Origin of the sequence: Sinorhizobium terangae, from assembly GCF_009601505.1 — a bacterium.
Lineage (GTDB): Bacteria > Pseudomonadota > Alphaproteobacteria > Rhizobiales > Rhizobiaceae > Sinorhizobium > Sinorhizobium terangae.
On sequence record NZ_WITC01000106.1, the window covers coordinates 1 to 21,734 of the forward strand.

A 21,734-nucleotide genomic window follows, 5' to 3' on the forward strand; every position below is an offset into this window, starting at 1 on the left:
CCTGAAGGTTTTTCGATGCGGGCCGCAGCGCGACGTTTGCCGCTGGCGTTGGGCGGCCCGCGTTGACAAACCTTGGAAGGAGGAAGCCGCGGAGGCTGGGTGGGACCTATGGGGAAAGCGCGGGGCCGCGGGCGTCTGTTGTGGACTTCGGCGCTGCCGACAGACGCAAAGGCGCCGACCCGAGGGTGTGGGAGGCGATGATCGGAAGCAGATCTGGCGGTCTCGTTGGTGCCGATTTCGACGCTTTTGCGATGCTCAGTGTTATTGGGCGCAAAGCGATCCGATCCCGGAATGCAGAGTGTTTTCGGGTCGGCTTTGGCCAATGTGACGGGCACCTTGTCATGCGGCCTGCTTTCTCGGTGGCGCCCGGGCTCTGGGTTTCTGACCGCGTCGGAAGATCTCGATGATGCGCATCGGGCCACCGCACTCGGGGCATGGCTGTCTCAGAGTGAGCGGGATCGTCTCAGCGCTTGGCGGATCATTGTGTTTGGCCGTTTCCGCTCCGAGCAGAGCGCGGATCTTTGCGACCTTGGTCTTGCGGCCCGCACTGGCGAGCAGGCCGTAATGGCGGATGCGGTGGAAACCGTCGGGCAGCACATGGAGCAGGAAGCGGCGGATGAACTCGTCGGTGGCCAGCCGCATCACCTTCTGACGGTCGCCGGTCTTGATCCGGTAGTCCTTCCAGCGGAAGGTGACGGTCTCGGCATCGGCGCTGATCAGACGGCTGTTGGAGATCGCCACCCGGTGGGTATAGCGGCTGAGATAGGCGAGCACCGCTTCGGGACCGCCGAACGGCGGCTTGGCATAGACGACCCATTCTGATTTGCGCACAGCCAGGCGGCGAACGCGTCAGCCTCTGCGAGAGCTGTCAGATCAGCGTAGAACCTCAGATCGCCGGCGCAATGCAGTGCCCGCAGCCCTGCGATAAACAACCGCCGGAACAGTCGCGACAGAACCCGCACCGGCAGGAAGAACCCGGGGCGGCATGAGATCCACCGCGTGCCATCCGGCGACAGCCCGCCGCCGGGCACGATGATGTGCACATGCGGGTGATGGATCAGCGCCGATCCCCAGGTGTGTAGCACGCTGGTCATGCCGATGTGCGCGCCAAGCTGCCGGGGATCGGCGGCGATAGTGCTCAGCGTCTCGGCCGATACCCGAAACAGCAGGTCGTAGACAGCTTTCTTGTTCCAGTAAGCGATCTGCGCGATCTCGGCCGGCAGGGTGAAGACCACGTGGAAATACTCGACCGACAGCAGGTCTTCGGCGCGGGCGGCCATCCAGTCGCGCGCCGCGGGGCCCTGGCACTTCGGACAGTGCCGGTTCTTGCAGGAATTATAGGCGATGTGGTTATGCCCGCACTTGGTGCAAGCCGCCACATGCCCGCCGAGCGCCTCGGTTCGGCAGGCTTCGATCGCCGCCATGACCTTGAGCTGGGTCAGGCTGACATGCCCGGCATTGGCTCGCCGCCACGCAGGCCCATAGGCTCGGAAGATGTCAGCGATCTCCAGCTTTTGCCGGGGCACCCCGGCGCGCGCTTCATTCCAGCCGACGCCTCAGGGTGAGATCCTCCAACTGCTTCAGGCGCTCGAACGGGCTGATGGTGTCGCGGATCAACTTGGTGGCGACGTGGGTGTAGCGGGCGGTGCTGCTCAGCTTGGCATGGCCGAGCAGAACCTGGATCACCCGCACGTCGGTGTTCGCCTCCAGCAGATGCGTGGCGAAGCTGTGGCGCAGGGTATGCAGCGTTGCGGGCTTGGCGATGCCCGCCATGTGCTTGGCCGCGGTGAAGGCCCGGTTGAGCTGGCGCGGCGAGATCGGATTGATCTTCGGCTTGCCGGGAAACAACCATCCCCGCGGACGCGCCTCCCGCCAGTAATCGCGCAGCAGATCCAGCAAGCCCGGCGATAGCATGGCCTTGCGATCCTTGCCGCCCTTGCCTTCTTCGACGTGGATCAGCATGCGCTCGCTGTCGATGTCAGTGACCTTGAGGTGGCACACCTCCGACGCCCGCAGCCCGGCGCCATAGCTGATGCTGAGCGCCGCCCGATACTTCAGCCCGGGCCCGGGAGCCGCGGCCAGCAGGTCGGCGACCTCCTCGACGCTCAAGACGACCGGCAGCTTCTGCGGTTTGCGTTGGAACTGCATGTACCGCTTCATCTCCTCGCGCCCGCAGGTGATCCCGAAAAAGAACCTGAGCGCGATGATCCGGACATTGAATGTCGAGGGCGTCACCCCGGCATTGGTCATGTGTAGCTGGTAGGCCCGCAACTCCTCCGGCGTCGCCGTGTCGGGTGAGCGCCCCAGAAAGGCCGCGAAATCCTTGATCGCCCGGATGTGGCCTTGCTGCGCCTTGTCGCCCATCCCGCGGATGCGCATGTCCTCGATCATCCGCTCACGCAGCGCGGTGGTCTTCTCCTCTGTCATCGGACCCTCCTGTCCATCAGATTGAGAAGTCTCAATCGTCAGGCCAGGAACCCGAGACACAAAGAACCGACGTCGATCAGGAAACGCACCGCCAGCCACAAGCGCCATTGCCGCGCGAGCGGCTTAGTCCTTCCGCCCTCTCGCGACGGATGTGAACCGGAAAGATCGACCCACCCGCGACGCTGATGAAGGCGAATTCTCGACCCGTTGCTGTCTTTGACGTCCGGCGCACGAACGGCTCGTTTGAGCCCCAAAGCTGCCGCGCCGACCATCATGAAAATCGACGCAAAGCCGATCGCGCCTCTTCGACTTCGGCCCGCATGATGCAACCCTCTGCGTGGTCATTCACCAACCCCATCGCCTGCATAAAGGCATATACCGTGGTGGGTCCAACGAATTTCCATCCGCGATTACGCAGTTCCTTCGACAGTGCTTCGGAGGCGGGCGAGGTCGAGCGGCTTTGCGGCCGCGCACCATCATCGTTCAGCTCGAACCGCCATACGAATGCCGCCAGCGAGCCTTCCGTCTCGACCAGTTCGCAGGCGCGGCCCGCATTGTTGATGACGGCCTCGATCTTGCCGCGATGACGGACGATCCCTGCATCTGCCAGCAACCGGGTCACATCGGTCTCATCGAACCGCGCCACCTTGCGGAAATCGAAGCCGGCGAAAGCGGCGCGAAAATTCTCGCGCTTGGCAAGAATGGTGCGCCAGCTCAAGCCCGACTGGAAGCCTTCGAGGCAGAGCTTCTCGAACAGCCTTATGTCATCCATGACCGGAAAGCCCCATTCGCGGTCGTGATAGTCGAGGAACTCTGGCGCGGCGGCGCACCAGCGACAACGAGGGCGACCGTCCGGGCCGGGAACGGTTGTCGCGCTCATGCTGCCGTCTTCACGAAATCGAGGGCGGGAACGGTGCGCTTCGGATCAATTTCGTATGTCTCGGCGGTCACGACCCCTTGCACGACGAAGGGGTCGGCAGCGATGCGCGCATCGTACGCGTCGCGACTTTCCGCATGAGCGAGTATGGCGCCGCCAGCAGCGGCCTGGAGCGAGCCGACGCAGAGGAACACGCCATCGGCGAATCCTTGCCCAATCCATTCGTTATGCGCCGCCATGAATTCGGGCGCGGCGTTGCGGTTCTCTGCGAATCTGAGAAAAGTGACGAACATCGGTGCTCCTTTATCACGTCGGTTGCGAGAGGTCCGGCAGGGACGCTAGCCACTGTCCGATCCCGGCTACCTCGTTGCGGATGAATGCCTCGTCCTTGAAGGCGGTCGCCATCACCGCCACCCCCTGCGACCAGGCTAGAAGATGCATCGCCAGCGTTTCCGCCCGATCAACGGCACCAAGCTCACGAATCTGGTCGGCGAGCCAGTCGCGGAACAGGCCGAAGATTTCGGTCGCGCGGCCCTGCGCGGCGTGGCCGAGTTTGGCGAGTTCTGAACAAAGCGTTCCGACTGGGCAGCCGAAATCCATGATCTGGCTTTGGTTGGCGATCAGCATATGAATGAAGGACAGGATGCGCTCGCGCGGACCTTCGCCCTCGGCCTGCCAGCCGCCGAGCATCGCGCGTGTCCGCTCCATTCGGCGGGCAATCACGGCGTCCAGGATGTCGTCCTTGGTCTTGAAGTGATGATAGAAATTGCCGCGCGAGATGCCCACGGCTGCGGCGATGTCAGCAAAGGACGTGGCCTCGAATCCGCTCTCGTAGAAGAGGGCATCCGCCTTTTCGACAATCAGTTCACGGGTTGACTGTGCTGGCATTTACCTTCGACGCCCTGTTTGCCAAGTGGGCATTAGGACGACCGTCCTAGTTCTGTCAAGCCGAGAACGCAAAAGCGCGGGCGGCTTCGTCCGCAAAGCGCTGTCGGCATGCCAAATTTACTGCCGCTCACAATCCGGCCGCGTTGAGTGAGTCCCCCTGCCCTTGGAGAGACGGCCACTCTCCGAATTTTCGAAAGTAGGCACGGGAGAAGGCAGCAGCGCTGGCAAAACCGACCTGTCGCGCCACTGCCTTGACTCTGGCGCCTTTGGACAGCTTCCGCCGAGCAATCGTCAGCCGCCATTCCGTCAGATAAGCCTGTGGCGTCGTGCCGACGACGTCGCGAAAACGAGCCATGAAATGGCTTCGCGACATCCCCGCGACAGCGGCAAGGTCTTCGCTGTTCCAGACCCGATCGGGCGCATCATGCATCGCAACTAACGTCCGGTGCAAAGCAGGATGGGATAGACCTGCCAACAACCCCGGCTGGGCGGTCCCGCGATCAATTGCTGAGCGCAGGATGAGCAGAACCATCACTTCGCAGAGCCGATTGAGTGCCGCGCTCCGTCCGCAGCGAGATCCCAGTGCCTCAGCCACGAAAGCGGCTGTCGTGTCGCGAAGGGTGGGGATGTCGTTGATTTCCACCCGCATCTGATCCGGCAAAGCATTCATGAGCGGATTATGCGGACTCTCGAAATCGACCGCTGCAGTCACCAGAACTGACGGTTCGGGAGGCGCGTCACCACGCAGGCAAAGCATGACACTTTCTGCGAGGCCTTCCGGCGTACCGACGACAAACAACCTCGCTTGAACGTCACCGGCACGCGCCGGCTCCAATGAAGCCGACAGCTCGAACGTGTCGAAGAAGGCTGAGAGGCGATCTACCTTTGAATGGAAGATCAGATTTTCAATCATGTTTTTTGGACCTTTGATCGCCTCGAGTATGTGATTGTGAGACTCCGACGTCAACGCGACGGCGTTGGCGGCACACACAATGGAGTTGATCAATGTTAGTCCCAAGAATGCTGGCCCCAGCTCTGACCGTCAAAACACTCGATCACGGGGAGTTCGATCTCGCTAGCGAAACGTCCTCACTCATGTCGCTAGTCTGTTTCTACCGTGGCCTCCACTGCCCTGCATGCGCCAGCTATCTGAAGGACCTTGAACGAATGACGCTCTCCTTCGCAGAGAGGGGCGTCAGCACCATTGCGATAAGCTCCGACGGTGAAGAACGCGCTCGGCAAATGGCAGAAAAAATTGGTGCCGCGCACCTGCGCGTGGGTTACGGGCTGCCTTTGAGCGTGGCACGGTTGTGGGGCCTCTATATTTCGGCCTCGCGCGGAAAAACGTCGATCGGCATCGAAGAGCCCGCATTGTTCTCTGAGCCGGGCGTGTTCTTGATCAAGCCAGATCAAACCCTCTATTGGCTCTCCGTTCAATCCATGCCTTTCGCGCGACCGAATTTCACCGAAATGGTGCAAGCTTTGGATTTCGTAATCAAAAACGACTACCCGGCACGTGGCGAATATGCCGGCGACGTGTAACGTGAAGGTTTGACCCGCTGCGGTCATCCGCCAAGGAGTGATCGGTGCCGGCGTTCCCTACCCTTGGCAGATCGCCGGAATGGGAGCCTACTGCGTGGGAGGGATAATAGTCATGCTCCTTGTGAGTGAACGGGTCCTGGCCCGAAACGCGTCCGTCTTGGTCGCGGCAACGCGTTAGCAGCTATTCCAGAGTGTCATGATATTCGGGATCGAACGCTGAGCCGAAGTCAGCCCCTTTCGAACTTTCGACGCTGATCACACTTCTGCACTGTGGTGAACGCGTAAGACCGACCCGTTGCGACCACTCGTCGATATCGCTCGGGATTTCCGGTGCTGGTCCCTTTTGCGGACATTCACAGGAAAGCGGTCTCGGGTCTCGTCCGCAGTCATTTCTTTTGCCAGTTCGCCGATCGGCAGAACCCCCACGCCCATGTATGATCCAAGACAACCGTCCGCCGCTGCAGCGGCGGACGGTTCCGGATTGATGGGACCCGACGTTCGTCCCATGAACTGAACGGTACAGCGCTCCGGCCAAAGCCATTCACTGCTCCCCTAAACACTAGCGGCTCCTGCCCACGACGATGTAGTTCAGTTTCTGCCGTTCCGCATAGGCGATCGCGGCATCACAAGACGGGAAGCGCAGTTCGACCTGAGTGAGCGTGTCACTCCCGCCGGTATAGCCCATAAGATAATCGATTGTGGGCGGGACTCTCCGTTCGAACACCAGCAGCCAAGGTCGTCTAGAAACGCGCGCCGACGTCATCACGGAACGCGATGGACGAAAGATGCGTGCTACCGCATCGATGCTCGGCCGTGGCTGGTCCTTGTCAGCCGCGGGATGTTGGCTGTCGCTGACCTGCTCAGCGAACTTCTGGGCAGCGCTACCAGATTTTCCCTGTCGAAAACGGCGTTCCGTCATGATGTCGGTGGTCGTACCAGAATGGCCGGCCGGGCATGTCGGTGCCCGGCCGGCGGGCGGCGGTGCTATTTGGCTCTATCGATGCTGATCTGCTTGACGCTGGCTCGCGCCTTTTCGGTCTTTGGCAGCGTCACTGAGAGCAGACCGTTTTTGAACGTTGCGGCGACCTTGTTCTCATCGACCTGGCCACCAAGAGCCAGCCGCCGTTCGAAGCGCCCGTAGTAACGCTCTGTGAACCGGCGATCCTTATCCTCGGTTTCCGATTTCTTCTCGCCGCGAAGCGTAAGCACACCATCGTCCAGCAGCACCTCGACATCGTCTGGATCGATGCCCGGAACCTCCGCTATCACGCGGATCTCGTTGTCGTTCTCCTCGACCTCCACGGTCGGCCACGATCCGTTGAAGGCCGTCATGCCACCGAACGCTGATGGCTGATCGAAGCCGCGGAAGACGTCGTGGAACAGACGGTTAACATTGCGGTGCAACGACAGGAACGGATCCATGTCAACCCCGCGATAGGCGCTCGGGGCCCGGCTGCTGCCACGGTTCCATGGGATCAGGTCACGTACATTCACGGCTTCATCCTTTCTTCGGTTTCATTCTTTCCTTTTGCTTTGGCGCAGTCCCCTCCCCTCGCCTGTTCGGTCACAGGCGAGGTTCGAGCGGTGCGCGCCGTCTAGGCTGCCTTGTCGCCTTCGATCTGCTTCGAAGCGGGCATCGTCGTTTCGGTTTGGATGGTGATCCGACGCGGCTTCATCTCCTCAGGTATCTCCCTCCTGAGATTGATGACGAGCAGCCCGTTTTCGAGCTTGGCGCTCTCGACGAGGACATGATCGGCGAGTTCAAATCTGCGCGCGAACGACCGTACGGCGAGGCCCTGATGAAGGTACTGTACCTCCTCATCTTCGGATTTGGCGCCGGTGACCACCAGCATGTTCGCCTCATGGGTGATCGTCAGTTCGTCTTCGGCAAAACCCGCCACCGCGATGACGATGCGGTAGGCATCTTCGCCAAGTTTGACGATGTTGTAGGGTGGCCAGTTCTCAGCATTGAGGCTGGCGTTCTCCAGCAGATCGAACATGCGATCGAAACCGATGCTGGACCTGTAGAAGGGGGAAAAATCGAAGCTTGTTCTCATAGCTACATCCTCCGTAGAGCAACATAGATACGAGGAAGCGCCAAGAAGCGTGGCGCTCCCTGACCATGCCGACCCCAATTGGGGCATCGGCAGGTATGAGTTGGGGACTCCAGACCGTCGCGTCAAGAGGGTGTCGAGCCCATTCAAGCCTCGGCGCACGTGAAATGGCGCTGTGAAATCATGGCATTAGCACTCAATGTGGTCGAGTGCTAAAAAATTTCATCGCCCCTCTTGAAACTAAAAAAACAGAAACCAGATCGATTGGCGCGATGCCAAAACATCGTGCGTCCCGCGTCGGATTCGAGTCGGATGCGGCGCGGAGGAGCTTCTGTAACATCTGTTTGTCCACGAGGAGAGCGACATGACGTTCCGTCCTTTGCATGACCGCATCTTGGTCCGCCGCATTGAAGCCGAGGAAAAGACGGCCGGCGGCATAATCATCCCCGACACGGCGAAGGAAAAGCCGCAGGAAGGTGAGGTCATCGCCGTTGGCCCGGGCGCGCGAGATGATAGCGGCAAGCTTGTCGAACTCGACGTCAAGGCGGGCGACCGAATCCTGTTCGGCAAATGGTCCGGCACAGAGATCAAACTCAACGGTGAGGAACTTCTGATCATGAAGGAATCCGACGTGATGGGCGTGATCGAGAGCGAAACCTCGGCGAAGAAGGTCGCCTGAGAGCCGGGCCGATTGAAGGAGTAGAAAAATGGCTGCCAAGGAAGTGAGATTTCACACCGAAGCCCGCGAGAAGATGCTGCGCGGCGTCGACATTCTCGCCAATGCGGTAAAGGTGACGTTGGGCCCAAAGGGTCGCAACGTGGTGCTCGACAAATCGTTCGGCGCTCCGCGGATCACCAAAGACGGCGTCACGGTTGCCAAGGAGATCGAACTTGAGGACAAGTTTGAGAACATGGGCGCCCAGATGGTGCGCGAAGTGGCGTCGAAAACCAGTGATATCGCCGGTGACGGCACGACCACGGCAACGGTGCTCGCCCAGGCAGTCGTCAAGGAAGGTGCGAAGGCCGTGGCCTCGGGCATGAACCCGATGGACCTAAAGCGCGGTATCGACAAGGCCGTTGACGCCATCGTTAAGGAATTGAAGACAAACGCGCGGAAAGTTACCAAAAACGACGAGATTGCTCAGGTAGGCACGATCTCTGCCAACGGCGACACCGAGATCGGCCGATTCCTCGCAGAAGCGATGGAAAAGGTCGGCAATGAAGGGGTGATCACCGTCGAGGAAGCCAAGACCGCGGTCACGGAGCTCGAGGTCGTGGAAGGCATGCAGTTCGACCGCGGTTACCTCTCGCCTTATTTCGTGACCAATCCCGAAAAGATGCGCGTTGAGCTGGAGGAGCCCTATGTGCTCATCCACGAGAAGAAGCTGTCCAATTTGCAGGCGCTGCTCCCGGTTCTCGAAGCCGCTGTTCAATCCGGAAAACCTCTCCTCATCATCGCCGAGGATGTTGAAGGAGAAGCGCTCGCGACGCTCGTCGTCAACAAGTTGCGCGGCGGCCTGAAGGTGGCTGCAGTGAAAGCTCCTGGTTTTGGCGATCGCCGCAAGGCCATGTTGGAGGACATAGCGATCCTCACAGGCGGAACCGCTATCTCCGAAGATCTTGGCATCAAGCTCGAGAATGTGACGCTCGAAATGCTTGGCCGCGCCAAGAAAATTGTCGTCGAGAAGGAAACCACGACGATCGTGGACGGCGCAGGCTCGAAGGCGGAGATCCAGAGCCGCGTCGCCCAGATCAAGGCGCAGATCGAGGAAACCACTTCGGACTACGACCGCGAGAAGCTGCAGGAGCGGCTGGCCAAGCTTGCCGGCGGCGTTGCCGTCATCCGCGTCGGCGGCTCGACCGAGGTTGAGGTGAAGGAACGCAAGGACCGCGTCGATGATGCAATGCATGCCACACGGGCGGCGGTCGAGGAGGGAGTTTTGCCTGGCGGTGGTGTGGCTTTGCTGAGAGCCGTCAAGGCGCTGGATGGCGTTCAGACCGAGAACGCTGATCAGAAACACGGCATTGAGATCGTCCGACGTGCAATTGAGGCGCCGGTACGCCAGATTGCCGAAAATGCAGGTGCTGAAGGCTCGATCATTGTCGGCAAGCTTCGCGAAAAAACCGAATTTGGTTACGGCTGGAACGCCCAGACCAACGAATTCGGTGATCTTTACGATCAGGGCGTGATCGATCCGGTGAAGGTCGTTCGCACCGCCTTGCAGGACGCTGCCTCGGTCGCCGGCCTCCTGATTACCACCGAGGCAATGGTCGCCGAGAAGCCGAAGAAGGAGGCGCCGGTTCCGCCGATGCCGCCTGGAGGCATGGACTTCTGACGAAAGCGATGGGTCCGCGCCCGAGGGGCGCGGACCCCTGGTGGAGCTGTGAACTGATGCCTCGGCCCTCGATGGGCAGGGCGTTCGAATATGGTTGGAGCAGGTTGGCAGGAGCCCTGGACGAGGCTCCGATGAGGCTGGACCCGAGGCCCGCCTATCCGCTCCGAAGGAGGATCTGAAGAATCGGGGCAAAAATGATCACGCGTTCGTCGAAATATGTTGGCGTATTCGCCGCACTCGTCCTCGTGCTGGACCCTGCGCCGTTCCCGGCGGCGCAGCCGCAGCCCGCCATTTCGGCAAGCACTCAACAACGGTCGCTCGCCGATGTCCTGGAGGAGGTTACGCCGGCGGTTGTCAATATTGCGGTGAGGTCACGCGCTCCCGCCGAAACCAATCCTCTCTACAACGATCCCTTCTTCCGCCGCTATTTCAACCTGCCGGAGCAGCAGCAGCAGCGGCTAAGCGCCGGTTCTGGCGTCATCGTCGACGCGGATAAAGGTTATATCCTCACCAATCACCACGTTGTCGCGGACGCCGGGGAAATTGCGGTAACCCTGAAGGACCGCCGCCGCTTCACCGCCGAGCTGGTCGGCAGCGATGAGGCAACCGATATAGCGTTGCTGAAGATCGACGCGGACAAGCTGAGGGCGCTTCCGTTTGGCGATTCCAATGCCCTTCGGGTCGGCGACCCGGTCGTCGCGATCGGCAATCCGTTTGGGCTTGGTCAGACCGTCACCTCCGGCATCGTCAGCGCCCTTGGCCGTGGCGGGATCAATGTCGAGGACTATGAGGACTTCATCCAGACGGATGCCTCGATCAATCCCGGCAACTCGGGAGGCGCGCTGGTCACTGCGGACGGCCTGCTGGTCGGCATCAACACCGCGATCATAGCGCCAGCCGGCGGCAATGTTGGCATTGGCTTTGCGGTTCCGATCGCGATGGCGTCGGCAGCGATGGAGCAACTGATCAAGCATGGCGAAGTGCGGCGCGGCCGGATCGGCATCTCCGTTCAGGATCTGACGCCGGACCTGGCCGAAGCGCTCCACATAGAGGAGAGCTCCGGCGCCGTGGTCGGAAGCGTTGAGCAGAATTCGCCGGCGGCGCATGCCGGGCTTCAAGCCGGCGATGTCATCACCGCCGTCAACAATCGCAAAATCACCGGCTCGGCAGATCTCCGCAATCGTATCGGCCTGGCTCAGATCGGATCGCAGGTCGAGATCGAATATCTCCATGATCGGGCTCGCAAAAAGGTGACATTGCGCATTGAGCCGGCCGAGGCAAAAGCTGGGGCCGAGGCGATACCCGCTTCCCTGCAGGGCGCGCAGTTCCAGGATGCGGCGGGTAACGTGGTTGTCTCCAGCATTGAGGATGGAAGCGCAGCAGAGCGATCGGGTTTGCGCGCGGGCGACGTGATCGTTGCCGTCAATCGCCAGCCGATCGCGACCGTCGCGGAGCTCGCCGCGGCGTTAAAGGACGCCGGCGGCACGATTGCGCTCGATCTGTTTCGCGGCGGCTCAAAACTGTTTCTGGTGATCGGTTAGGTCGCCGCGCGCATGGATATCGAACGTCGAAGGGAGAATGAGATGAGGACAATTGCTCGATGGATCACTGCAGCAGCATTGGCCCTTGGAGCGACATTTGCATGCACACCGGCTGTTGCTCAAGACCAGCGACAGGAAGTCGCCAAGCTTACCGGCTTCTGGCTCACGACACCGCATCCGGAACTGGCGATCCGCCCGGGAGAAACCGAAACAATTCCGCTGACGCTGCGCAATGCCAATCTGCCGCCGCAGCGGGCGTCACTTGAAGTTACAGGCATTCCCGATGGTTGGAAATGGTCGCTGAAGGGCGGCAACCGCGAGGTCTCGGCTGTCATGGTGGCGCCAGATGCGACACAGGAAGTTAACCTCGAACTGACGCCGCCCGAGGGCGCTAGCGGCGAGCGCGTTCCGATTAACGTGAAAGCGCGATACGCAAACCAGACCGCCGATCTTCCCCTTGTGGTGAAACTATCGGAGGCGGCGGAGGGTGGCTTGGAGCTGAAATCCGAGCTGCCGGCGCTGCGAGGTACGGCCAGCTCCACATTCAGTTTCAAGATAGAAGCCACCAATGACGGCGCGGAAGAGAACCTCTTCAGTCTCGCCGCCAATGTGCCCGATGGATTTCAGTCACGCTTCAAGCGCGGCTATGGCTCGGAAGAGATTACCGGCTTGCCGATCGAGGCCGGGGCGAGCGAGAACGTGACATTGGAAGTAACACCGCCGAGGTCAGCACCGGCTGGCCGCTACCCGGTCGTGGTCGAAGTGGCGGGCGGTGGAGCGAGCGCTACGACCGAGCTCAGTATTGAAGTAACCGGTCAGCCCGACGTTACATTGACTGGGCCGCGGGAACGCCTCTCCGGACAGGCAGAGGCTGGCAAGGAAGCGAGCTTCCCGTTCACACTCGCCAACAATGGCAGTGCGCCTGCGACCGACATCGAACTGTCGGCTAGTCCCCCATCAGGCTGGAAAGTCGAATTCGAGCCCGACCGCGTCGATCTGATCGCGCCCGATGCTACGAGGCAGGTGAACGTCAGGATTACCCCTTCTGAAAAGGCAATAGCGGGCGACTACATGGTCTCGGTGCGTGCGAGCGGCGGGCCCGTGTCGGAGTCGGCTCAGTTCCGCGTCACTGTAAACACATCGACGATCTGGGGCATGGCTGGACTTGGCGTCATCGCAACCGCGGTGCTCGTCCTCGGCCTGGCGGTGATGAGGTATGGACGGCGATGAGCACGATGGTCATAGAGGCAAAAGGACTGATGAAGCGCTACGGCTCCACCGTGGCTGTTGCCGGAATCGATTTGTCGGTTCGTGCCGGAGAAGTCGTCGGCTTGCTCGGACCGAACGGCGCCGGCAAGACGACCACGATCCTGATGCTGCTGGGTTTGACCGAGCCGACCGAGGGGAGCGTGCATATTCTCGGTAAGGACCCGCTGCGCCAGCCGCTCGAGGTAAAGCGAGAGGTCGGCTATCTGCCTGACGCCGTCGGATTCTACGACAGCATGTCAGGACGAGAAAACCTCGCCTATACCGCTCGCCTTGCCGGCATGTCTGCCGATCTTGCCCGGGAAAGCATTGCCGCGGCGCTCGACAAGGTGCGGTTGGCGCAGGTGGCAGACCGCCATGTCGGCACCTACTCCCGTGGCATGCGTCAGCGACTCGGCCTTGCCGAACTTCTGATGCGCAAGTGCTCCGTCGCCATCCTGGACGAACCGACCTCCGGCCTCGATCCACAGTCCACCCAGGAATTGCTCGACCTGATCCGGGCGCTGAGCCGCGACGGCATGACGATCCTGCTATCGTCGCACATGCTCAACGTGGTGCAAACGGTCTGCGATCGCATCGCGTTGTTTAGCAACGGCCGGATCGGTTTTCTCGGCACCATCCAAGAGCTCGCCGATAAGATCGGTGGAGGCGCATTCATCATCGATGTCGAGGCCGATGGCGTCGACCTTTCCGAACTAGGCACGTCGGCCGAGGGCGTGAAGTCGATCGTGGCTGGCCGCCGGGGTCATTGGCTGGTCGAAGCCGAACGCGATGTCCGCCCGGAGCTCGCCCGCCTCGTCGTGGATGCTGGCGGTTCCCTGAAGAATTTGGACCTGCGCCGCGCTCGGCTCGACCAAGCCTATAATCGGTTTTTCCGGGAGGTTGTCCATGACGCGTGAAGGCTCACCCTTCAAAGGCACGGCAACGATCGCGTTCAAGGAAGCGGCCGATCATATGACCAGCGCGCGGATGCATCTGATCATGCTGCTCGTGCTGCTCACCGCAATCGGCGCCGTCTATGGCGCGATCGGGCGCATCACCGAAACCACTGCCGAGGATCCTTTCCTGTTCCTGAAGCTGTTGACGGAGGCTCGCGAACCGCTTCCATCCTTCGCCGCCCTGCTTGGCTTTCTGTTGCCGTTGATGGCGATTGCGTTGGGTTTCGACGCGGTCAACGGCGAATACGCCCGGCGAACGATGAGCCGGCTCCTGGCGCAGCCGATCTACCGCGATGCGGTGCTGTTCGGAAAATTCCTCGGTGGCTTGCTTGTCATTGCGATCGCGCTGCTGACGCTCTGGCTGCTCATGACGGGCCTCGGCATCCTGTTCCTCGGTCTGCCTCCGTCGGCCGCCGACATCGTGCGGGGTGTCGCCTATCTGGCCGCGACGCTCGCCTATGCCGGTGTCTGGCTGGCGCTGGCGATCGCATTCTCGACCTTGATCCGCTCGCCGGCGACCTCGGCGTTGGCCGCCTTGTCGGTCTGGCTGGTGCTCGCGGTGTTCTGGGACATGATCGCGCCGCTGCTTGCAAGCGTGCTGGCCCCTATTGATCCGCTCGATCCGATGACTGTGGTCACGCAGTTCGAAACACAGCAGGCCGTCAGCAGGTTCTCGCCTCAGACGCTTTACGGCGAAATCACCGGGATGCTGTTGAACCCCGCGGCGCGATCGGTGGGCCCCTTGTTCTTCGATCAGGTCCAAGGCGCGATCGCCGGCGCACCGCTACCGACCCTGCAAAGCCTCCTGGTCGTATGGCCGCAGTTCGCGGGACTGGTCGCTGCGATGATCCTGCTGTTCACCCTGACCTATGTCGTCTTCCAGCGTCAGGAGGTCAGGGCATAACGGTTGCCAGGCGCTTCGTCACCCGCAAAGTTGATTACCCATGAATGGAGGAGAACGATGGAGCATGATCGCTTTCGACATCCGGTATCAATCTTCGTGGGACTCGGATTTCCGGCCGAGATCCACGGCGTCAGCGAGGCCTACACCTGGCTGAATGAGTGGCCGCCGTCAAAGCGGAATCCAACCCACGCCATCGCGCTCAATGCCTGCAAAGCGGCACTTGCGGGCGAGATTGATGCCGAGACCGCTCGCACGGCGCTTGTTGCCTGCGCGCGACGGGCAAATCTCCTCGCGCCTGACACCGGCACGATCGTGGGCGCGAATAGACCGACGCAGTCGACACTGTATCGCAGGCCGGTGGCTGCAAAGGGGTCGTTTGCGAGAGGGGGCGAAATAGTACCTTATGCGATCGGGAGGGGTACCTTAAGCGACCGTGACAACTTCACACGATAGGGATTTTGGCGGGTTTCGCCAAGCGGCCATCGAAAGAACGCGCAGGCATGGCTCGATTGAGCCCATTGCAGCCGTTCGGTTCGTCGGCGAGCGCGCCTGCCAGAGTGATCGTTCATTCCTCGCCTTGAAGGGATCGAACCATCGATACCGCAATTCGCATGCACCATTTTCGGCGCCGACACGTGCGGTTGGAGGACATGGTTCACCAGCCGCCGCCTATGCTAGTTACTCCAAGCCGAATCATAGCTCCATGCCTCATACGTTTCGATCCGGCACCTGTCGGCGGACTTCACTTCAAGCGAGGTCAGGTCTGTGACCTTATAGGTACGGCGCGTGCCGCAGACCGCGCCCCCATTGGCGAAGACCTCGACGACGCCGCGGTCGAAGAACAACGTCAACCATTCGAGCGTCAGCGGCGCTGAGCGGTACTTGATGTCACCATTGTCCTCCGCCACGGCCAGCTCAAGTCGGCGGGCGCTGTGAGCCAACCTAAAGCTCTCTCCGTCGCTGCCGCGCGCGATGATCTGAACTCCATCCAGATCGCCTGCCAAAGACAACTCGACGGGGCACCCCGGTTCGCATGCGAATTGGCAAGGTGCAGTCTGTCGAAGAGTGCGGGCGCGCAGGCGCTGGCAGCCCTTCTCCGGCATCATTGTCAAATTCCGTTCGGCGTCGAGGCCGAGCACGCGCGGGAGCGACAGCTCCCCGCTATAGGGCGAACCTCCCGGCTTGCGGAATTCCCAATTGAAGAGCCAGGCAAAAGCGATCTGGCGGTCCTTTGCCAGGAAGCTCTGCATTGCGTAAAAATCGGTGCCGAAATCCAGTTCCTGCAAAGCCGGGGTCGCGGGCATGAAGCGGTCGCCCTCGAATGTGCCGACCTGCGCGTAAAGCAGGTTATGACGGCCGGTTTCCGGCTCAGTGTATCCTACAAAGCCCATCACCAGCACATGATAACCATCGAGCTCGAAGAAATCCGGGCACTCCACGCAGCGCGCGCCGTGCCGGCGAAAATGCTCGGGAGCGCGATAGAGGACGGACAAGAATTTCCAGTCCTCGCCGTCCTCGGACCCATAGAGCAGGACGCCTGGATCACCATCGATCGCCGCGCCGAGCACCATCCGATATGTGCCGCAGGCCGCATCATACCAGACCTTGGGGTCACGGAAGTCGTGGGCGATACCGTCGGGACCATTGACAAGCACCAGTTTGTTGGCATCCGGACGCAGGAGATCGGTCGATGGCAGCACTCGCTTCTGCACCTCCTTGTAGTCCTTGAACAGGTCATAGGCCGGCAGCCGCTCCGTGTAGTAGAAGCTGAGCTTGCCCTCGGGGCCGACGAAGGCACTTCCCGAGAAGGCGCCGCCGGTGGCGCCCAGCGACCAAAGATTCTGTTCCGGATGCAGGAAGACCGGCAGATGGATCCAACGGTAGAGGTCGTCGCTGACGGCATGGCCCCAGTGCATGGGTCCCCATTCAGATTCAACGGGGTGGAACTGGTAAAACAGGTGATAGCGGCCGTCGACGAAACACAACCCGTTCGGATCGTTCATCCAGGCCTGAAACGGCGAGAATCTGAGCTGCGGGCGATTTGCGTCGCTCTCGTACCACTCCGGCCAGGATGTCCTCGGTCGAGCGATGACGCGGCCATCGCGCAACTCTAGGAAAGTCACGCCCTTCTCAGCGACGTCATCCGGATTGAAGCTGTATAGCAGTGGAATTTCAATGGCGCCATCGTCCCATTCTAGCGTGAGCGGGCCGGCCGCATAATGGGTATAGGAATAGAATTGAAAATAGGGCGGCAGCTGTGCGATCCGGTAAACGACCCCATTGCCGGCACGCAGAACGAAGGCATCGGCGTCTTCTTCCGGAGCTGATTTTCCAGGCTTTTGCCGAGCCCAGATCTCGAACCGCACGCCGTGCTCAGCATCCAAATGCACCCTGTTCTTCATTCGATGATCTCGTTGATGACTTTTCCGAATAGTCACTGAATTTCGAGAGTCTGCGCTCGGTCTATATTGAAACTCTGCCCCTTTTCCCAGGAACTGGAGTACTCCTAAAGGCGTTCATTGTTTTGTCCATCTCAACCTGTTCGTCATTTCCTGAATCCAGGACTGTATTCCGTACCGACCCCCTCTGCACAAGTACCGTCGTTACTTCGAGCGCCTTCAAGTTGTTAGTTGAAAGCAATGCGCCCACTTGCGTTGAAAAACAGGCACTGTTTGGTGCATCATTGATTTGCGATATTTCGGTTGTCGCCACGATGTGATTATTGGCTATGTAATTGCCGCTACCGGAAACCACATTAATTATCACCGGCTTTACGGCGAGAGGCCTGATATATTGAGTATCTATTGTCTCTGAAATGTGGTTCGCAATTATCGAATTGTTGCTGCCGTCAATTTTCATAAGGCCGAACAGATCATCCAAGCCGTTATCGTACTTCTGCATGGGCGCCCATGGCTCGCGATCTCGCAAAAAGTGATTTGAGGAAACCAAATTTTCGCAACAGTTGGCAGCAAAAACCAACATTCCGGGATAAAACGAATGGAATCTATTTCCGGTGACCGAGGAACGCATCACGCCGGAAAAATAGACACTGCTAGCACCTCGAGGGAATACGTTGTTTGAGGATACTAGAATGCCCCCATACTTTTCAGCATAAATGGAATGTCCCCTATATCCGGCTCCGACAAAATTATTTGCTATTCTTGAGGCCTGCCCCATACCTTTCAATTCGATACAGTTTCCGCACTCAGCAATGAAATTGTTGTCTATCGCCAGCGCATCTGCATCATGAACAATAACTCCATGCTCCAGATAGATAAGACCCATCCCCGTTATTCGGCATGAGTCATTGGCGCTGCCTACATAGATTCCCGTTTTGCCGTTCTTATATGTATTTTCTGCATCATTTTGCCCCGAACCATCGTCAATGAAATGTAGGCCATCAATGCAAAAGTCAGCAAACTCCACAGAGCTTATACGAGGATTTCCGGTACGCTTAACATAAAACGCGGCTCCAGCAGTCTCACCGTCGGCGGCCTCTGGAGAGATGTCCACAAGTATACGACTACCGCCCGGCCACACCTCGTGCCACCGTGCCAGCTCGTTTGCGGCTGTGTTGAAACGGATGCTCGAAGACGTAAAACCGTGTCCAGAGCCCACAATTTTCAGATAGCTCACGTCTATAACGACTTGAGTGGCAAGACGGTAATCGCCTGGCGGTATATAGATAACTGCTCCAGGTTTTCCGCCATCATTTAGATCGGAAACAGGTTGCCTGCTTTTGATGTCTGCAATGATGCTATTGATGACCGCTCCAATATCCTCACGGGGATTACCTACGGGATACTTCGTTACGTCGTAACAGTTCTCGCTAACCATTGTTAATGTCTTCTCGGACATTTCTTACTCCAGAGCGGTAGTAGACTGATGTTCTTGATTGGCTTGTTGCTTGCAAGCCGACTGGGGAATGCGTTCAACCAGCTCTCTGTTTTGGTTTGTAGTAAGCTCGTAGCTGGAGATCCGAAGGAGTCGCATGTGATTGGTGGCAGTAGAGGCGCTAGTCATTCTTGTTTTTTCCTGGCTATACCATCACCAGATGCTGGTGCGGGTGTCCGGTTCAAAGAAGTGAAGTTCTTCGGCATCGACAGCGACGCGCGCGATGTCACCTGCGCGTACGGTGCTCTTCGGAGAAAAACGGGCTACAGCAGCTTTTTCGTCGCCGATGTCGGCGACGGCGTCCGGGTCGCCGGCATCGACCCAAGGTGCGTCGATATTCAGATGCACCATGGATTCAGAACCTAGCGCCTCAACAAGAGTGACTGGGGCTGAGATCTCGGCCGAAGAAGGCCGAACGGCGGCGTCGTTCATGTGCTCGGGCCGGACACCGACAATGACCTGACGGTTAGACGCACCGTTGAGCGAGGGGCGATATTCGAAGACCCGCTCAGGGATTTCGAAAGTGTTGCTGCCCAGGGTCAGGGTCCTTCCGTTCAGAACGGCCTCGTACAAGTTCATCGAGGGCGATCCGATAAAGGCGGCGACAAAGACATTGTCAGGGCGATTGTACAGGTTTTGCGGTGTGTCGACTTGCTGAAGCACGCCGCCTTTCATGACAGCTACGCGGTCACCCATCGTCATCGCCTCGACCTGGTCGTGTGTCACGTAAATCGTAGTGACATTCAGTTTTCTTTGGAGGCTGGCGATCTCGGCGCGCATCTGCACGCGCAGCTTGGCATCGAGGTTCGACAACGGTTCATCCATCAGGAAGGCCGCTGGTTTGCGGACGATCGCTCGTCCCATGGCGACACGCTGACGCTGGCCTCCTGAAAGGAGTGCCGGCCTGCGGTCGAGCAAAGTCGTCAATTCGAGGGTGCGTGCGGCTTCGTCTACGCGGCTGGCAATTTCGGTCTTCGGCAGCCCCGCCATCTGCAGGGGAAAGGCGATATTTTCACGCACTGTCTTGTGGGGATAAAGCGCGTAGGACTGGAACACCATGGCGATGTCGCGATCCTTGGGATCGACATCGTTAACTAACCTGCCACCGATCCTGAGTTCACCGCTAGTAATGCTCTCCAGGCCAGCGATCATCCTGAGCGCCGTCGACTTTCCACATCCCGACGGACCGACGAAAACCATGAACTCGCCATCCCTGATGTCGAAGCTCAGATCGTGCAGAGCGTGAAAACTGTTTCCGTAGACCTTGTTGATATTGCGCAGTTCTATGGCGGACATGCTTCTGCCTCCCTCATCCCTTTACAGCGCCGAATGTCAGGCCGCCGACGATCTGCTTTTGAAGTGCGAGCGTTACGACGATCACGGGAAGCGAATAGAGCACCGCGGCTGCGGTCATCGCTCCCCAGGCAAGCCCGTAGACTGAGTTGTATTCGGCGATGACAATCGGTGCCGTTTTCGTAGCCTCCGATGTCAGCAGCAACGCGTAGAGGAATTCGTTCCAACTCGTGATGAAGGTGAAGAGCGCAGTCACTGCGATCCCACCAATCATGACCGGAAGGATAATCTTCCGGAATGCCTGGAAACGTGTGCAGCCATCTATGCGTGCTGCTTCTTCGAGTTCCTTCGGCACGCCTTCGAAGAAGGCGGACATGAGCAACAGCGCCAGCGGGACGGCAGCCGAGGTGTGGGCAAGAACCAGGCCCGGGATCGTATCGAGCAGGCCCAGAGACTTCAGAAGCTGGAACAGTGGCACACCCAGAGACACCGACGGCACCATACGCGTGACCAGCGCAAACAGCAGGAACAGGGTGGTGATCCTGCGCCGGTACTGCGTTGCGACGTAGGCCGCGGGGACTGCCGCCGCCAGCGAAAACACGGTTGTCAGCACCGCCACCGCGAGCGAGCTTGCGAACGCCTTCGGCAGCGCCGACGATTGCAGCACTTCGCGAAAGTTTTCGAGCGAGACCACTGCAGGCAGGAAGCTCGGCGGAATCTGCTGGACATCCGCCGCCGGCTTGATCGAGGTCATGAGCAGATAGACATATGGCAGCGCATAGGACAGAACGAGCGCGAGGGCCGCCGCGTTGACCAGGATGCCATTGATATTGAAGCGGCGTGCCCTACGCATGAGCCGGCCTCCATATCTTCCAATATGCCGCGGCGGCGAGAAGCATCATGACGATCAGGAACAGGGTCCCGGATGCCGATGCCTCGCCAAGATCGCCGAACCGAACCATGCGCTGATAGATGTTCATCGAGAACACTTCCGATGCGTGGTTGGGACCGCCTTGCGTCTGTATCCAGATGAGGTCGAAGGTCTTGGCCGCATCTACAGCGCGGACGATGACAATGACGGCGATAACCGGACGCATCAGCGGCAAGGTGACGTGCCAAAATCGCTTGACCGCATTCGCGCCATCAATCCGGGCAGCTTCGAGCAAGTCTTTCGGAATGTTCATCAATCCGGCGTAGGACACGAGCGCGACAAAGGAGGTCGTCAACCAGATATCGGCGAAGGAAACGGAATAGATGACGATGTCCTCGTCGGAGAGCCAGGCGATCGCATCGGGGTCTCTGATGATACCCAGTTGGACGAGCCCATAATTGAGAATGCCAATGTTGCCGACCAGCAGGAAGCGCCACAGGAGGCCGGCGACGATCGGCGGCACCATCAGCGGCAGCGTGAAAACCGTGCGATGCCAGCGCGATCGGCCAGGAAGTGCCGAAAACAAGAGAGCGGCGCAGAAGCCGAAGGTAAACTCGAAGAATAGCGCAAAGACCGAATATTGAATCGTTCTGAATGCGCTTTCGGCGACGCGCTTGGAGGTTAGCGCGTCGATATAGTTCTTGAGCCCGACCCAATCCCTGATGTGGGGGGTGATGGTGTCGACTTTGAAAAAGGAATCGAACATCAGGAGCCCTACCGGGTATGCGACCAGCAGGCCCAGAACGGCAAGCGCTGGCGCGAGCATGCAGAGCACAAATCGGTCTTCACCCGACATGGCTGTCTCCGAAAGCTGATGATATGCGGAGGATTTTCTCCTCCGCT

The 21,734-nt window shown here is 59.6% G+C and carries 20 protein-coding genes and 2 pseudogenes; 8 read left to right on the forward strand and 14 right to left on the reverse strand.

The features are described from left to right. Nucleotides 1-339: 339 nt before the first annotated feature. The 6 genes and pseudogenes from GHK62_RS24600 to GHK62_RS24625 form a co-directional block, all read right to left on the reverse strand. Nucleotides 340-1,526: pseudogene (locus tag GHK62_RS24600) on the reverse strand (IS91 family transposase). A 13-nt stretch (nt 1,527-1,539) separates the two neighbouring features. Continuing rightward, nucleotides 1,540-2,427 (reverse strand): tyrosine-type recombinase/integrase, encoded by an 888-nt coding sequence (locus GHK62_RS24605; RefSeq protein ID WP_153437046.1) that lies wholly within the window; start codon nt 2,425-2,427, stop codon nt 1,540-1,542. A gap of 271 nt (nt 2,428-2,698) precedes the next feature. Further along, the gene (locus tag GHK62_RS24610) at nt 2,699-3,307 is read right to left on the reverse strand and encodes a DNA-3-methyladenine glycosylase I (protein WP_153441658.1); all 609 of its coding nucleotides are present in this window, start codon (nt 3,305-3,307) and stop codon (nt 2,699-2,701) included. Beyond that, the gene (locus GHK62_RS24615) at nt 3,304-3,597 is read right to left on the reverse strand and encodes a YciI family protein (protein ID WP_153441659.1); all 294 of its coding nucleotides are present in this window, start codon (nt 3,595-3,597) and stop codon (nt 3,304-3,306) included. Before GHK62_RS24615 ends, GHK62_RS24610 begins: the two co-directional genes overlap by 4 nt. 13 nt (nt 3,598-3,610) lie before the next feature. Next, on the reverse strand, nt 3,611-4,192 hold the full coding sequence (locus tag GHK62_RS24620) for a TetR/AcrR family transcriptional regulator (protein WP_153441660.1): 582 nt from the start codon (nt 4,190-4,192) through the stop codon (nt 3,611-3,613). Between the two features lie 127 nt (nt 4,193-4,319). Beyond that, nucleotides 4,320-5,198, reverse strand: coding sequence for an AraC family transcriptional regulator (locus GHK62_RS24625; RefSeq protein ID WP_234887039.1), 879 nt, complete (start codon nt 5,196-5,198; stop codon nt 4,320-4,322). Between GHK62_RS24625 and GHK62_RS24630 the strand changes: the two genes are divergently transcribed. Continuing rightward, nucleotides 5,198-5,734, forward strand: coding sequence for a peroxiredoxin-like family protein (locus tag GHK62_RS24630; RefSeq protein WP_153441661.1), 537 nt, complete (start codon nt 5,198-5,200; stop codon nt 5,732-5,734). The two genes, GHK62_RS24625 and GHK62_RS24630, sit on opposite strands and share 1 nt — an antisense overlap. Before the next feature lie 559 nt (nt 5,735-6,293). Here GHK62_RS24630 and GHK62_RS24635 read toward each other — a convergent pair. From GHK62_RS24635 to GHK62_RS24645, 3 genes are all read right to left on the reverse strand, one after another. Beyond that, a complete protein-coding gene (locus GHK62_RS24635) occupies nt 6,294-6,653 on the reverse strand; it encodes an NADH dehydrogenase ubiquinone Fe-S protein 4 (protein ID WP_153441662.1) in 360 nt (119 codons plus the stop codon). Between the two features lie 65 nt (nt 6,654-6,718). Continuing rightward, nucleotides 6,719-7,228 (reverse strand): Hsp20/alpha crystallin family protein, encoded by a 510-nt coding sequence (locus GHK62_RS24640; protein ID WP_184108944.1) that lies wholly within the window; start codon nt 7,226-7,228, stop codon nt 6,719-6,721. Nucleotides 7,229-7,329: 101 nt separating this feature from the next. After that, the gene (locus GHK62_RS24645; protein ID WP_153441663.1) at nt 7,330-7,791 is read right to left on the reverse strand and encodes an Hsp20 family protein; all 462 of its coding nucleotides are present in this window, start codon (nt 7,789-7,791) and stop codon (nt 7,330-7,332) included. Nucleotides 7,792-8,152: 361 nt separating this feature from the next. Here GHK62_RS24645 and groES point away from each other — a divergent pair, with 361 nt between their 5' ends. The 7 genes and pseudogenes from groES to GHK62_RS24680 all read left to right on the forward strand — a co-directional run. Next, a complete protein-coding gene (gene groES, locus GHK62_RS24650; protein ID WP_153441664.1) occupies nt 8,153-8,467 on the forward strand; it encodes a co-chaperone GroES in 315 nt (104 codons plus the stop codon). 28 nt (nt 8,468-8,495) lie between these two features. Beyond that, nucleotides 8,496-10,124, forward strand: coding sequence for a chaperonin GroEL (gene groL / locus GHK62_RS24655; protein WP_153441665.1), 1,629 nt, complete (start codon nt 8,496-8,498; stop codon nt 10,122-10,124). Between the two features lie 194 nt (nt 10,125-10,318). Next, a complete protein-coding gene (locus GHK62_RS24660) occupies nt 10,319-11,665 on the forward strand; it encodes a DegQ family serine endoprotease (protein WP_153441666.1) in 1,347 nt (448 codons plus the stop codon). Nucleotides 11,666-11,707: 42 nt separating this feature from the next. Beyond that, nucleotides 11,708-12,895, forward strand: coding sequence for an NEW3 domain-containing protein (locus tag GHK62_RS24665; protein WP_153441667.1), 1,188 nt, complete (start codon nt 11,708-11,710; stop codon nt 12,893-12,895). After that, nucleotides 12,892-13,830: an ABC transporter ATP-binding protein gene (locus GHK62_RS24670; RefSeq protein ID WP_153441668.1), complete on the forward strand. Its 939-nt coding sequence runs from the start codon at nt 12,892-12,894 to the stop codon at nt 13,828-13,830. Before GHK62_RS24665 ends, GHK62_RS24670 begins: the two co-directional genes overlap by 4 nt. After that, nucleotides 13,820-14,773, forward strand: coding sequence for an ABC transporter permease (locus tag GHK62_RS24675; protein ID WP_153441669.1), 954 nt, complete (start codon nt 13,820-13,822; stop codon nt 14,771-14,773). Before GHK62_RS24670 ends, GHK62_RS24675 begins: the two co-directional genes overlap by 11 nt. Before the next feature lie 57 nt (nt 14,774-14,830). After that, nucleotides 14,831-15,100, forward strand: a pseudogene (locus GHK62_RS24680) (DUF982 domain-containing protein); the annotation flags it as partial. 347 nt (nt 15,101-15,447) lie between these two features. Here GHK62_RS24680 and GHK62_RS24685 read toward each other — a convergent pair. From GHK62_RS24685 to GHK62_RS24705, 5 genes are all read right to left on the reverse strand, one after another. Further along, nucleotides 15,448-17,175: a GH32 C-terminal domain-containing protein gene (locus GHK62_RS24685; protein ID WP_153441671.1), complete on the reverse strand. Its 1,728-nt coding sequence runs from the start codon at nt 17,173-17,175 to the stop codon at nt 15,448-15,450. Between the two features lie 61 nt (nt 17,176-17,236). Next, nucleotides 17,237-18,610, reverse strand: coding sequence for a NosD domain-containing protein (locus GHK62_RS24690; protein WP_153441693.1), 1,374 nt, complete (start codon nt 18,608-18,610; stop codon nt 17,237-17,239). 210 nt (nt 18,611-18,820) lie between these two features. Then, nucleotides 18,821-19,963: an ABC transporter ATP-binding protein gene (locus GHK62_RS24695; RefSeq protein ID WP_153441672.1), complete on the reverse strand. Its 1,143-nt coding sequence runs from the start codon at nt 19,961-19,963 to the stop codon at nt 18,821-18,823. A gap of 13 nt (nt 19,964-19,976) precedes the next feature. Continuing rightward, a complete protein-coding gene (locus tag GHK62_RS24700; protein ID WP_153441673.1) occupies nt 19,977-20,813 on the reverse strand; it encodes a carbohydrate ABC transporter permease in 837 nt (278 codons plus the stop codon). After that, complete coding sequence (locus GHK62_RS24705) at nt 20,806-21,687, reverse strand: carbohydrate ABC transporter permease (RefSeq protein WP_153441674.1); 882 nt, start codon at nt 21,685-21,687, stop codon at nt 20,806-20,808. Before GHK62_RS24705 ends, GHK62_RS24700 begins: the two co-directional genes overlap by 8 nt. Nucleotides 21,688-21,734: the final 47 nt, after the last annotated feature.